This is a genomic window from Ramlibacter sp. AN1133 (assembly GCF_037890035.1).
In the GTDB taxonomy this organism is placed as follows: domain Bacteria; phylum Pseudomonadota; class Gammaproteobacteria; order Burkholderiales; family Burkholderiaceae_C; genus Ramlibacter.
This window is the reverse complement of the sequence record NZ_JBBKTQ010000014.1, coordinates 1-11,860: the sequence shown is the minus strand read 5'-3', so window position 1 is coordinate 11,860 and position 11,860 is coordinate 1. Positions and strand designations below refer to the sequence as shown.

Sequence of the window (11,860 nt, the reverse complement as noted above, 5' to 3'; positions counted from 1 at the left end):
ATGTGGCGACCTCGCATGCGTCTCGACGCGCAGTGATTTGTCGTTCTTGTCGAGGAGCGACTGCAAATTCACCTTCATGCGATCTTTCCCACGCCGCAAGTTTTGCAGTACTCTTCGCGCAGGCGCGGACCTGCCCTTTGGGGCCGCACGTTTTTCTCCCTACAGCGAGGATCGACAATGATCAAGAAACAGTTCCTGTTGGCGGCCGTTCTTTCTTTTGCATTCGCACTCACGGGGTGCGGTGGGGGCGGTGGCGGAGAGGTCCTGCAAGCCACCAGCGACACCACGGTCGACATCAACCAGGACTCGGGGCCCGCCACGACCGCGGCCGTCCGGGGGTCCGGCTTCAACTTCCCGACGGGCGTCCCCGACTTCGGCACGTCCGGGTCGACGACGGTCACGTTCACTGCCGCCAGCGGCGGCTCGTCCTCGCTCTCCACCGGCTCCAACATTTCGGGATTCAGCGTGACGTCGGGCGGTCAGACGGCAACCGGCAATGTCAATTTCGGCTCCTGCATCTTCACGGTGACCAACTCCACCTTCCCGACGGGCAGTCCCCTCGCGGAAGGGCGCGACATCACCATCAACCCCTGCAGGCTGTTCATCAACACGCTGGGAATACCCGCGGATGCGCAGGCGCGCCCGCGCATCGTGCGGCTGATCCTGCGCCTCGTCACCTCGGCCAACGTCACGCTGCAGGTGTCCATCAACGCGCAGGGCACGGTGTTCATCAACCAGATCCCGGTGGGCTCGGTCCCCGTCGCGGAACTCACCGGTTCCTGATCGCCACACCCCGCAACGAAAAAGGCCCGTGCACTGCACGGGCCTTTTTTCGTTCAGCGCGCGTCACGCGACGCGACTGGTGCCGGAGGCCGGAATCGAACCGGCACGGTGTTTCCACCGGCAGATTTTGAGTCTGCTGCGTCTACCGATTTCGCCACTCCGGCAGTGAGAAAGTGGCGCGGGAAATTATGGCACAGTGAGGTCATGAACTACCCCACGATCGAGGACGCGATCGGTCGCACGCCACTGGTGCAGTTGCAGCGCATCGGCGCGGAGGTGGGCGCGCAGCGCGGCAACGTGATCCTCGGCAAGCTCGAAGGCAACAACCCCGCGGGCTCGGTGAAGGACCGGCCCGCCCTCTCCATGATCAAGCGCGCCGAGGAGCGCGGCGAGATCAAGCCCGGCGACACGCTGATCGAGGCGACGTCCGGCAACACGGGCATCGCGCTCGCCATGGCCGCCGCGATCCGCGGCTACCGCATGGTGCTGATCATGCCCGAGGACCTCTCCGTGGAGCGCGCCCAGACCATGAAGGCCTTCGGCGCCGAACTCGTGCTCACGCCCAAGAGCGGCGGCATGGAGTACGCGCGCGACCTCGCCGAGAACATGCAGCGCGAAGGCCGCGGCCGGGTGCTCGACCAGTTCGCCAATGCCGACAATCCGCGCATCCACTACGAGACCACCGGCCCCGAGCTGTGGGAGCAGACGCAGGGGCGCATCACGCATTTCGTCTCGGCGATGGGCACCACCGGCACGATCACCGGCGTGTCGCGCTTCCTGAAGGAAAGGAACTCCGCGGTGCGGATCATCGGCGCGCAGCCGAGCGAAGGTTCGCGCATTCCCGGCATCCGCAAGTGGCCCGAGGAATACCTGCCCAGGATCTACGATCCGAGCGCCGTCGACGAAACGGTTTCGGTGAGCCAGGACGAGGCCGAGGAAATGGCGCGCCGGCTCGCGCGCGAGGAAGGCATCTTCGGCGGCATCTCCGCCGCCGGCGCCTGCTGGGTCGCGCTGCAGATCTCGCAGCAGGTCGAGAACGCCACGATCGTCTTCGTCGTGTGCGACCGCGGCGACCGCTACCTGTCCACCGGCGTGTTCCCCGCCTGAATGCGCGCGCGACGATGAGCGAGTACCGCTTCTGCCCGCAATGCGCGACCCCGCTCGCCTTGCTGGCGCAGCTGGAGGACGGCGGAGAAAAGCAGCGCCTGCGCTGCCCCGGCTGCAGCTGGACCCACTGGAACAACCCGACGCCCGTGCTCGCCGCGGTGGTCGAATACCAGGGCCGCATCCTGCTGGCGCGCAACGCGGCATGGACGAACAAGATGTACGCGCTGATCACCGGCTTCATGGAAGCCGGCGAGACGCCGAGCGAAGGCATCGCGCGCGAGATCGCGGAGGAGACGAACCTGCACGCCCGCTCGCTGGACCTGATCGGCGTCTACGACTTCCAGCGCATGAACCAGGTGATCATCGCCTACCATGCCGAATGCGAGGGCGAGGTGAAGCTGTCGCCCGAGCTCGTGGACTACCGCCTGTTCGCGTTCGACCAGGTGCGCTGCTGGCCCGCGGGCACCGGCCACGCGCTGGCCGACTGGCTGCGCTCCCGCGGCCTGCAGCCGCAGTACATGGAGCCGCCCGCGCGAGCGTCCTGAGGAGAAGAGATGCAGATCGACAAGGAAATCGACACCCGCGGGCTGAATTGCCCGCTGCCCATCCTGAAGGCGAAGAAGGCGCTCACCGAGATGCAGAGCGGGCAGCTGCTGCGCGTGGTCTCCACCGACGGCGGGTCGCTGCGCGACTTCCAGGCGTTCTCCAAGCAGACCGGCAACGAGCTGGTCGACCAGCAGACGGTGGGCGACGAGTACATCCACGTGCTGCGGCGGCGCTGAGCGGGCTCCATGCCGCCGCCGGCCACGCGCGACCGAACGGAGGTTCCGCTGCGCAATGCCGCCGGCGACGCGGCGGTCTTCAGCCTGCACGGCGCGCAGCTGCTGTCCTGGCTGCCCCGCGAGGCCGGCGAGCAGCTCTACCTGAGCCCGCTCTCGCCACCCGCAGCGGGCAAGTCCGCGCGCGGCGGCACGCCGGTGTGCTTTCCGCAGTTCTCGGACCGCGGGCCGCTGCCGAAGCACGGGTTCGTGCGTACCGCGCGCTGGGAGCTCGTCACGCCACCCGTTTCCGGCGCGGAGGTCGCGCAGGCGCGCTTCCAGGTCGATTCCGCCGGCAGCGGCGCGGCGTGGGAGCATGCCTTCTGCCTCGTGCTGGTCGCGCGCCTGGGCCCCGGCTGGCTGGAGCTGCAGCTGCAGGCCGCGAACACGGGCCGCGACGCCTATGACTTCACCGCGGCGCTGCACACCTACCTGGCAGTGGACGTTCGCGCGGCGCGCCTGCACGGCCTGCAGGGCTGCGATTACGAGGACAACCTCGCCGCTCGCCAGGTTCGGCGCGAAGCGTCGAGCGCCTTGACGGTGGCAGGAGAGGTCGATCGCGTCTACCTCCAGGCCCCGCCGGTGCTGCGGCTGGAGAACGGCATTGAACATAGTCGCGTGATCCAGCAGGGCTTCACGGACACCGTCGTGTGGAATCCCGGGCCGGCCAAGGCCGCGCAGCTGGGCGACATGCCGCCGCCGGACTGGGAGCGCATGCTGTGCATCGAGGCTGCCGTGATCGGGGCGCCCGTGCACCTGGCGCCGGGCAAGACCTGGCACGGCCTGCAGCGGCTGGAAGTGCCGGGGCACCCGGCGTTCGACGCGGCGCAGGCGACGCCGGTCGCGGGCGTTCAGGCCGAGAGATCCAGGCCGCGCAGGTAGTCGCGGAATCCCTCTCCGACCTCCGCGTGCCGCAGCGCGAATTCGACGCTCGCTTGCAGGAAGCCTTCCTTGCTGCCGCAGTCGTAGCGCTTGCCCTGGTAGCGGTAGGCGTACACGCCCTCGGGCGCGATCAGCTGCGCGATGCCGTCGGTGAGCTGGATCTCGCCGCCGCTGCCGCGCGGCTGGTTGCGGATGGCGTCGAACACGGCCGAGGTGAGCACGTAGCGGCCCGCCACGCCCAGCCGCGACGGCGCCTTGTCGGGAGACGGCTTTTCCACCATCTGCTGCACCTTGACGAGGCGCTCGCCCGCGGGCTCGCCGGCCACGATGCCGTAGCGCTGCACGTGCGCGAGCGGCACCTCCTGCACGGCCAGCACGCAGCTGCGCACCTGGGCGAACACTTCCACCATCTGCGCGAGCACGCCGGGGCCGTCCTGGGGGCCGCACATCAGGTCGTCCGCCAGCAGCACCGCGAACGGCTCGTCGCCGACGATGTGGCGGGCGCACAGGACGGCGTGGCCCAGCCCGAGCGAGCGGGGCTGCCGCACGTAGGAGCAATCCATGTCGGCCGGCGTGAGGGCGCGCACCACGGCGAGGAGTTCCTCCTTGCCGCCGGCCTCCAGCTCGGTCTCCAGCTCGTAGGCCGTATCGAAATGGTCCTCGATGGCGCGCTTGTTGCGGCCGGTGACGAAGATCATGTGGCGGATGCCGGCCTCGTAGGCCTCCTCCACGGCGTACTGGATCAGCGGCTTGTCGACGATCGGCAGCATTTCCTTGGGCTGCGCCTTGGTCGCGGGCAGGAACCGCGTTCCGAGGCCGGCCACCGGAAAGACTGCCTTGTTAACATTTGTGAAGTTTTTCATCGACCCGCTGTTGAGTTGTGGATAGAGTGTATCGACGCACTTGAACGCCCGATTGTGCGGAAGAAAGCGTGTGGGCGGTGCAACGAGGTCCTGCCGTGGAAATCCTTCTTCTCGAGCGACTGGCTCCCGAAGCGCAGGCTTGGCTGCAGGCGCGGCACCGCGTTGCCTTGCGCCCCGAGCTGGCGGAGGATCCGGGCGAGCTGCGCCGGCAGGTCTACAACGTGCAGGCGCTGGTGCTGCCGCGCAAGGTCGTCGTCACCCGCGAACTGCTCGATTTTGCACCCGTGCTGCGCGCCATCGCGCGCCTGCACGTCGGCACCGAGAACACGGACCTCGAGGCCTGCCGCGACCACCGCGTGCGCGTGGTGCAGGGTACCCATGCGCACGTGCGCTCCAACGCCGAATACCTGCTGGCCAGCCTGCTGCTGCTGATGCGACGCGGCATCGGGGCGGCGTTCAAGGGCGAACGCGACGCACCGCCCCTGGTGGGCCGCGAACTGCACGGCAGCGTGATCGGCATCATCGGCCTGGCGCCGTCGGCGCACGCGCTCGCCCTCATGCTCAACGCACTGGGCGCGCGGCTGGTCGGCTACGACCCCGCCGTGCACCACACCGCCTCCGTCTGGAAGCGGCTGCACATCGAGCCCATGGGCCTGCAGGACGTGCTGGCGCGGGCCGACGCCGTTTCGGTGCAGGTGCTGTATGCGTCGCGCTTCCAGGGCTTCCTCAACGACAAGGTGCTGGCGCACTGCAAGCCCGGGCAGCTCTGGGTGGCGACCACGCGCTCGCGCATCTTCGAGCCCCATGCCTTCGCGCAGGCCCTGAAGGACGGGCGGATCGATGCGGCCATGCTCGATGGCGCGGAGAGCGGCTTCGCCGGGCGCGGCACGCCGCTGGCGGACCTGCCCAACCTCTATCTCACGCCGCGGATCGGGTCGCTCACGCAGGAGTCGCGGCAGCGCGCCAGCTGGTACGTCGCGCAGCGCCTGCACGAGACGCTCACGACGCCTCGCAGCACCGGCTACGACACCATCCTGAGCGGCCCGGCGCCGCTCGATTCGCAGCCGGCGCCGCTCACCGGGCCGGGCCCGATCGAGTAGGGGGCGTGCCCTCACCCCAACCCTCTCCCAGGGGGTGAGGGAGCAAGACCGCACAGGCGCGCCGGGCCGCGGTCAGCCCAGGCGCTGCAGCTGCGCCTGCAGCTTCTGCAGGGTGGCCGTGAAATCGGCGATGCGCTTGCGTTCCTGCTCGATCACGGCCGGGGGCGCCTTGGCCACGAAGGCCTGGTTGGCGAGCTTGCCGTTGGCCTTGGCGAGTTCGCCCTGCAGGCGGCCCACTTCCTTGGCCAGGCGCGCCTTCTCGGCGGCGACGTCGATCTCCATGTACAGGCACAGGCGCGCATCGCCCGCCACCGCCACCGGCGCCACGCCCGCGGCGGCCGCCCAGGCGGCTTCGTCGTCGAACACGCGCACTTCGCTCAGCTTGGCCAGGGCCTGCAGCACGGGCGCCGCCTCCCGGATGAAGGCCGCATCCCCCACCACGTAGGCCGGCAACCGCGTGCCGGGCGAGACGTTCATCTCGCCGCGCAGGTTGCGGCAGGCATCGACCACCGCCTTCAGACGCGCCATCCAGGCCTCGGCCTCGGGGTTCACGTTGGCCGGATTCGATTCCGGGTAAGGCGCAATGCTCACCGACTGCCCCGGCTTGCCCGCCACCGGAGCGACCTTCTGCCACAGCTCCTCGGTGATGAAGGGGATCACCGGTTGCGCCAGGCGCAGGATCGCCTCCAGCACGCGGATCAGCGTGCGGCGCGTGCCGCGCTGCTGCGCGCGGCCCGCCTGCGGGTCCTGCGCGTTCTCGCCGGACTGGATCTGCACCTTGGCGATTTCCAGGTACCAGTCGCAGTACTCGTCCCACACGAACTGGTAGATCGCGGTGGCGACGTTGTCGAGGCGGTATTCGGCGAAGCCCTTGGCGACGTCCTGCTCCGCCTGCTGCAGCAGCGAGATGATCCAGCGGTCGGCCGCGGTGAGCGTCGCGTCCTGTTCCGCGAGGTCGTGGCCCTCGCAGTTCATCAGCACGAAGCGCGTGGCGTTCCAGAGCTTGTTGCAGAAGTTGCGGTAGCCCTCGCAGCGCCGGGCGTCGAAGTTGATCGAGCGCCCCAGCGTCGCGAGCGCCGCGAAGGTGAAGCGCAGCGCGTCCGCGCCGTAGGCGGGGATGCCTTCGGGGAACTCCTTCTCGGTGTTCCTGCGCACGAGGGGTGCCGTCTCGGGCTTGCGCAGGCCCGTGGTGCGTTTTTCCAGCAGCGGGCCCAGCGCGATGCCGTCGATCAGGTCCACCGGGTCGAGCACGTTGCCTTCCGACTTGCTCATCTTGTGGCCGTGCGAGTCGCGCACCAGCCCGTGGATGTAGACGTCGCGGAACGGCACCTGCCCGGTGAAGTGGGTCGTCATCATGATCATCCGGGCGACCCAGAAGAAGATGATGTCGTAGCCCGTGACCAGCACGCTGGAGGGCAGGTACAGCGCCAGGTCCTGCGTCTTCGCCGGCCAGCCGAGCGTGGAGAAGGGCACCAGCGCGGAGGAATACCAGGTGTCCAGCACGTCGGGGTCGCGCGTGAGCGTGCGCCCCGGCGCCTGGGCCTGCGCCTGCGCCTCGTTGCGCGCGACGTAGACGTTGCCCTGCTCGTCGTACCAGGCCGGGACCTGGTGGCCCCACCAGAGCTGGCGCGAGATGCACCAGTCCTGGATGTTGTTCATCCACTGGTTGTAGGTGTTGACCCAGTTCTCGGGCACGAAGCGCACGGCGCCGCCTTGCACGGCATCGATCGCCTTCTGCGCGATCGACTTGCCCGTGGGGTCCCGGTCGCTCACCTTCGTGGTGGCCACCCACCATTGGTCGGTGAGCATCGGCTCGACGATCTGCCCCGTGCGGGCGCAGCGCGGGACCATCAGCTTGTGCTTCTTCGTCTCGGCGAGCAGGCCCTGCGCCTCGAGGTCCGCCACCACCTGCTTGCGGGCGGCGAAGCGGTCCATGCCGCGGTAAGCGGCGGGCGCGTTGTCGTTGATCTTCGCGTCCAGCGTCAGCACGCCGATCAGCGGCAGCTTGTGGCGCTGGCCCACGACGTAGTCGTTGGGGTCGTGCGCGGGCGTGACCTTCACCACGCCGGTGCCGAAGGCGCGGTCGACGTAGTCGTCGGCGATCACGGGGATGTCGCGGCCGCACAGCGGCAGCTTGACCGACTTGCCGACCAGGTGCTGGTAACGCTCGTCCTCGGGGTGGACCATCACCGCCACGTCGCCCAGCATCGTCTCCGGCCGCGTCGTGGCGACGGTGAGGTGGCCCGAGCCGTCCGCCAGGGGATAGCGGATGTACCAGAGGAAGCCCTCCTCCTCCTCGCTCTCCACTTCCAGGTCCGACACGGCGGTCTTGAGCTCCGGGTCCCAGTTGACCAGGCGCTTGCCGCGGTAGATCAGGCCCTGCTCGTACAGCTGCACGAAGGTGTCCGTCACGACGCGCGAGAGCTTCTCGTCCATCGTGAAGTACTCGTGCGACCAGTCCACGCTGTCGCCCATGCGGCGCATCTGCGTGGTGATGGTGTTGCCGGACTTCTCCTTCCACTCCCAGACCTTCTGCACGAAGGCGGGTCGGCCCAGGTCGTGGCGGCTTTGCCCCTGCTCCTGCAGCTGGCGCTCCACCACGATCTGCGTGGCGATGCCCGCGTGGTCCGTGCCGGGCACCCACAGCGTGTTGAAGCCGCGCATCCGGTGGTAGCGCGCCAGGCTGTCCATGATCGTCTGGTTGAACGCGTGCCCCATGTGCAGGGTGCCGGTCACGTTCGGGGGCGGCAGCTGGATCGCGAAGGAGGGCGCGCCTTCCTGCGGCGCGCCGGTGCCGCGGTAGCCCGCGCGGGCGTAGCCGCGCTGCTCCCACGCGGGGCCCCAGCGGGCCTCGATGGCGGCGGGCTCGAAGGACTTGGAAAGGCTGTTCAGGCCGGGTTGTTCAGTGCTCACCCGGGGATTTTACGGGGGGCGTCCCGGCGTCAGGACGGCAGGGCCTTCGCCGCCTCCACGCACTCCTTGAGCACCTTCGCATCCCCCACCTGGTTCGCCAGGATCAGGATCAGCCGCGCGTTGAGCATCGCCGAGGCATCGGTGTCCAGGTCCTGGTGCGCATCCAGCAACTGTTCGTAGAAGGCGTCGGCATCCTGGAAATTGAGCTGCGTCTTCATGCGGTTTCCTCCTCCAGCGCCGTACCGAGCGCCTTGCCCACGGCATGCACCAGCGTCGCGTCGACGCTTTCGCCGGTCGCCGCGATGTAGCTGTCCGGCCGCAGCAGGGCCCAGGCGTGGCCGAACACGTGGCAGGCGCCCTGCAGGTGGCCCTTGGGATCGCGGATGAACTCCGTGGCACCCGGACGGTCCTCGGAGTCCAGCACCTGCACCGCGCGCACGGGAGCGGTCGCCGTGAGGCCGGCCAGGCGCTGCAGCGCGACGGCGCTCGCGTTGCCGAACACCAGCACCACGAGGCGGCCGTCGGCCCAGCGCAGCAGGTCGTTCACGGTGCCGGGCGAGCCGTCCGGCCATTCGAAGGACACGTTCTGCACCGACAGGCCGCCGGTCGGCTCGCAGGCGCTGGAGCGCGTGTAGGGATTGGCGATGGCCATGCGCCCGGTGTTCACCAGCTGGCGCGCGAACATGTGCTGCCGCGCCAGGCTCAGCGTCGCATCGCGGAACAGCTTTTCCATGCGCGTCGACGGGCGCAGGAAGCGCGCCGTGCGGTTGGTGACCTTGACGTTCTGCTGGGCGGCGTCGTGCCGCTCCTCGTGGTAGCTGTCCAGGAGCGCGGGCGCCGCGCGGCCCTTCATCACCGCGGCCAGCTTCCATGCGAGGTTGTCCGCATCGGCGATGCCGGTGTTGCCGCCCCGCGCGCCGAAGGGGCTCACCACCTTGGCCGCGTCGCCCATGAAGAACACCCGGCCGTGCCGCATGCGGTCCACGCACTCGCTGCGGTAGGCATACGGCCCCACCCACACGATCTCGACCTCGCAATCGGGCCCGAACTGGCGCGTGAGGCGCTCGCGCACCAGCTCCTCGCGGCTGACTTCGGCGGGATCGGAATCGGGCGCCATCTGGTAGTCGATGCGCCACACGTTGTCGCCCATCAGGTGCTGCCACACCGCGCGGTTCTCGTTGAACGGGGCCTCGATCCAGGTGTGGCGCTCCACCGGCGGGTGCTTGCTGAAGCGCACGTCCGCGATGCACCAGCGGTCGTCGCCCTTCTTCGCCGTGACGGAGGCGCCGACCCACTGGCGGAAGGGGCTGTGGCAGCCGGTGGCATCGATCACGTGGTCGGCGCGCAGCTGGTAGTCGCCCGCCGGCGTGCTCACCGTGAGGGTGGCGCACTCGTTGTTCTGCTCGAACGCCGTGACGCGGTTCTTCCAGCGCAGCTCCACGCCGCCCAGCGCGTAGATGCGCTCGACGAGGTAGCCCTCGATGTAGAACTGCTGGATGTTGACGAAGGCCGGCTGCGTCGACAGGTTGAAAGAGCCCTGCTGCTTCAGGTCGAAGGAGTAGACCTCGTCCGCGCCGGCGAAGGTGCGGCCCACGCTCCACTGGATGCCCTTGGCCGCGATGCGCTCGTAGATGCCCAGGCGCTGGAAGATCTCCAGCGACTTCTGCGTGTAGCAGATGCCGCGCGAGGACGCGCCCTTGACGCCCACCGTGTTGTCCTCGTCCAGCAGCACGGCGCTGATGCCGTACTGCGCGAGCGCGCAGGCCAGGGTCAGGCCGGTGATGCCGCCGCCCACGATCACGATCTCGTGGTGGCTGGGTTGCCCGGAAGCGATTTCCGGCGGCTCCCGGAAGGGGTACTCCGGCAGCTCGTAGCCGCTGCCCTGGGTGAATTCGTAGCCGTTGGAATACGCCGCCTCGGCGTAGCGCTCCGCCATCGTTGATCCTCCTCGCGTGCAGTCCGCGCCGGATTCCGGGGTCGGGTCCCGGGCTGCAGGCTGCGCCGCGAGCTTAAAGGGTGATCCTTACTTCTTCACGAATTCCGGCCGGTCGTTCTGCTGGGGCTTGAGCGGCGCCGCCGACTTGCCGGCGGCGCGGTCGCGGCGCCACTGTTCCTTGCGCGCGGTCCACTCGCGCAGCCGCGCGTGCGCCGTCATGCTCTCCTGCAGCATCTGGAATTCGTCGGCGAGCTGCGCCGTCAGCTCCAGCCGGATGCCGTTCGGGTCGAAGAAGTAGATGCTGTGGAAGATGTGGTGGTCGGTGACGCCCAGCACCTCGACCCCGTGCGCTTCCAGGCGCGCCTTCATGTCCTGCAGCGCCTGGATCGAATCGACGCGGAAGGAGATGTGGTTGACCCACCTGGGCGTGTTGGGCGAGGGCTCGCAGGCCTGGTCGTCGCCGAGGTCGAAGAAGGCGATGAACGAGCCGTCCTGCAGGCGGAAGAAGAAATGCGTGTACGGGCAGTACTCGCCGGTGCTCGGGACGTGGTCGCTCTGGATGATGTGGTACAGCGGCAGGCCGAGGATGTCCTCGTAGAAGTGGCGCGTCTCCTCGGCATCGCGGGCGCGGTAGGCGTAGTGGTGCAGTTGCTGGATCGGCGCGGGCGCGGGCAGGGCGCTGCGGTCCTGGAGAACGGCGGCCATGGGTGTCTCCTTTGTTCGGGAATGCGTTGCGCATTCACTTTACCCTCGCTGTTGGAATGGGCCCTTGCGCGATCGGCCTGTGGAATGTAAAACCTTATCAATTACAGTTCTCTGATAGAGAAAAGCGATGAGCCGCATTGACTGCGGCTATTAGACGCGGCGCTCCGGCCTCACTACGCTTGTTGCGTCTTCGGCCGCGCCGAGGCAGGCATCCTGTTCACCCACCACGAAGGAGATTTCCATGGCAGCTCTGAAGGGATCCAAGACGGAAGAGAACCTGAAGGCCGCTTTCGCAGGCGAATCCCAGGCCAACCGCCGTTACCTGTATTTCGCGAACAAGGCGGACGTGGAAGGCCAGAACGACGTCGCGGCGCTGTTCCGCTCCACGGCCGAGGGTGAGACGGGCCATGCCCACGGCCACCTCGAGTGGCTGGAGCAGGTGGGCGACCCGGCCACCGGCCTGCCGATCGGCAGCACGCGCAACAACCTGAAGGCCGCGGTGGCCGGCGAGACCCACGAGTACACCGACATGTACCCGGGCATGGCCAAGACCGCGCGCGAGGAAGGCTTCGACGAGATCGCCGACTGGTTCGAGACCCTGGCCAAGGCGGAGCGCTCGCACGCCAACCGCTACACCAAGGCCCTCAACGAACTGGCCGACTGACCCTTGTCTTCCCCCTCCCCCTCCGGGGGAGGGCTGGGGTGGGGGGGCGCCCCCGGGGCGCCCCCCCCCCCCCCCCCCCCCCCACACAA

12 protein-coding genes and 1 tRNA gene are annotated in these 11,860 nt (G+C 68.6%); 7 read left to right on the top strand and 6 right to left on the bottom strand.

Annotation, left to right across the window (positions count from 1 at the left end):
• Window positions 1-177 precede the first annotated feature (177 nt).
• On the top strand, window positions 178-783 hold the full coding sequence (locus WG923_RS18845) for a hypothetical protein (protein WP_340352530.1): 606 nt from the start codon (window positions 178-180) through the stop codon (window positions 781-783).
• Window positions 784-860: 77 nt separating this feature from the next.
• On the opposite strand, the gene WG923_RS18840 is transcribed toward WG923_RS18845, so the two are convergent.
• A tRNA-Leu gene (locus WG923_RS18840) sits at window positions 861-947 on the bottom strand.
• 40 nt (window positions 948-987) lie between these two features.
• Here WG923_RS18840 and cysM point away from each other — a divergent pair.
• The 4 genes from cysM to WG923_RS18820 are packed head-to-tail and all read left to right on the top strand — an operon-like array spanning window position 988 to window position 3,590.
• Entirely contained in the window at window positions 988-1,890 is a 903-nt protein-coding gene (gene cysM, locus WG923_RS18835; RefSeq protein WP_340352529.1) for a cysteine synthase CysM, read from the top strand.
• 14 nt (window positions 1,891-1,904) lie between these two features.
• Window positions 1,905-2,435 (top strand): NUDIX hydrolase, encoded by a 531-nt coding sequence (locus tag WG923_RS18830; RefSeq protein ID WP_340352528.1) that lies wholly within the window; start codon window positions 1,905-1,907, stop codon window positions 2,433-2,435.
• 9 nt (window positions 2,436-2,444) lie between these two features.
• Window positions 2,445-2,672, top strand: coding sequence for a sulfurtransferase TusA family protein (locus WG923_RS18825; protein ID WP_340352527.1), 228 nt, complete (start codon window positions 2,445-2,447; stop codon window positions 2,670-2,672).
• Window positions 2,673-2,681: 9 nt separating this feature from the next.
• Window positions 2,682-3,590 carry a D-hexose-6-phosphate mutarotase gene (locus WG923_RS18820; protein ID WP_340352526.1) on the top strand — a complete coding sequence of 303 codons (909 nt, stop codon included), beginning with the start codon at window positions 2,682-2,684 and terminating at the stop codon, window positions 3,588-3,590.
• Here WG923_RS18820 and galU read toward each other — a convergent pair.
• Window positions 3,560-4,453 carry a UTP--glucose-1-phosphate uridylyltransferase GalU gene (gene galU, locus WG923_RS18815; protein ID WP_340352525.1) on the bottom strand — a complete coding sequence of 298 codons (894 nt, stop codon included), beginning with the start codon at window positions 4,451-4,453 and terminating at the stop codon, window positions 3,560-3,562. The two genes, WG923_RS18820 and galU, sit on opposite strands and share 31 nt — an antisense overlap.
• Window positions 4,454-4,548: 95 nt before the next feature.
• Between galU and WG923_RS18810 the strand changes: the two genes are divergently transcribed.
• On the top strand, window positions 4,549-5,553 hold the full coding sequence (locus WG923_RS18810) for an NAD(P)-dependent oxidoreductase (RefSeq protein ID WP_340352524.1): 1,005 nt from the start codon (window positions 4,549-4,551) through the stop codon (window positions 5,551-5,553).
• A 72-nt stretch (window positions 5,554-5,625) separates the two neighbouring features.
• Here WG923_RS18810 and WG923_RS18805 read toward each other — a convergent pair whose 3' ends face one another.
• The 4 genes from WG923_RS18805 to WG923_RS18790 all read right to left on the bottom strand — a co-directional run bounded on the left by WG923_RS18805 (window position 5,626) and on the right by WG923_RS18790 (window position 11,107).
• Window positions 5,626-8,466 carry a valine--tRNA ligase gene (locus tag WG923_RS18805; protein WP_340352523.1) on the bottom strand — a complete coding sequence of 947 codons (2,841 nt, stop codon included), beginning with the start codon at window positions 8,464-8,466 and terminating at the stop codon, window positions 5,626-5,628.
• Between the two features lie 29 nt (window positions 8,467-8,495).
• Window positions 8,496-8,684 carry a DUF2783 domain-containing protein gene (locus WG923_RS18800; RefSeq protein ID WP_340352522.1) on the bottom strand — a complete coding sequence of 63 codons (189 nt, stop codon included), beginning with the start codon at window positions 8,682-8,684 and terminating at the stop codon, window positions 8,496-8,498.
• Window positions 8,681-10,402 (bottom strand): FAD-dependent oxidoreductase, encoded by a 1,722-nt coding sequence (locus WG923_RS18795; protein WP_340352521.1) that lies wholly within the window; start codon window positions 10,400-10,402, stop codon window positions 8,681-8,683. Before WG923_RS18795 ends, WG923_RS18800 begins: the two co-directional genes overlap by 4 nt.
• A gap of 87 nt (window positions 10,403-10,489) precedes the next feature.
• Window positions 10,490-11,107 (bottom strand): VOC family protein, encoded by a 618-nt coding sequence (locus tag WG923_RS18790; RefSeq protein WP_340352520.1) that lies wholly within the window; start codon window positions 11,105-11,107, stop codon window positions 10,490-10,492.
• Window positions 11,108-11,348: 241 nt separating this feature from the next.
• On the opposite strand from WG923_RS18790, the gene WG923_RS18785 reads away from it, so the two are divergent.
• Complete coding sequence (locus tag WG923_RS18785; RefSeq protein WP_340352519.1) at window positions 11,349-11,771, top strand: rubrerythrin family protein; 423 nt, start codon at window positions 11,349-11,351, stop codon at window positions 11,769-11,771.
• Window positions 11,772-11,860 lie beyond the last annotated feature (89 nt).

Excerpts from the sequence above, each read along its gene's own strand:
- WG923_RS18845 (WP_340352530.1), top strand. The coding sequence starts at position 178 with ATGATCAAGAAACAGTTCCTGTTGGCGGCCGTTCTTTCTTTTGCATTC.
- WG923_RS18795 (WP_340352521.1), bottom strand. The coding sequence starts at position 10,402 with ATGGCGGAGCGCTACGCCGAGGCGGCGTATTCCAACGGCTACGAATTC.
- WG923_RS18785 (WP_340352519.1), top strand. The coding sequence starts at position 11,349 with ATGGCAGCTCTGAAGGGATCCAAGACGGAAGAGAACCTGAAGGCCGCT.
- WG923_RS18790 (WP_340352520.1), bottom strand. The coding sequence starts at position 11,107 with ATGGCCGCCGTTCTCCAGGACCGCAGCGCCCTGCCCGCGCCCGCGCCG.
- WG923_RS18820 (WP_340352526.1), top strand. The coding sequence starts at position 2,682 with ATGCCGCCGCCGGCCACGCGCGACCGAACGGAGGTTCCGCTGCGCAAT.
- galU (WP_340352525.1), bottom strand. The coding sequence starts at position 4,453 with ATGAAAAACTTCACAAATGTTAACAAGGCAGTCTTTCCGGTGGCCGGC.
- cysM (WP_340352529.1), top strand. The coding sequence starts at position 988 with ATGAACTACCCCACGATCGAGGACGCGATCGGTCGCACGCCACTGGTG.
- WG923_RS18800 (WP_340352522.1), bottom strand. The coding sequence starts at position 8,684 with ATGAAGACGCAGCTCAATTTCCAGGATGCCGACGCCTTCTACGAACAG.
- WG923_RS18830 (WP_340352528.1), top strand. The coding sequence starts at position 1,905 with ATGAGCGAGTACCGCTTCTGCCCGCAATGCGCGACCCCGCTCGCCTTG.
- WG923_RS18825 (WP_340352527.1), top strand. The coding sequence starts at position 2,445 with ATGCAGATCGACAAGGAAATCGACACCCGCGGGCTGAATTGCCCGCTG.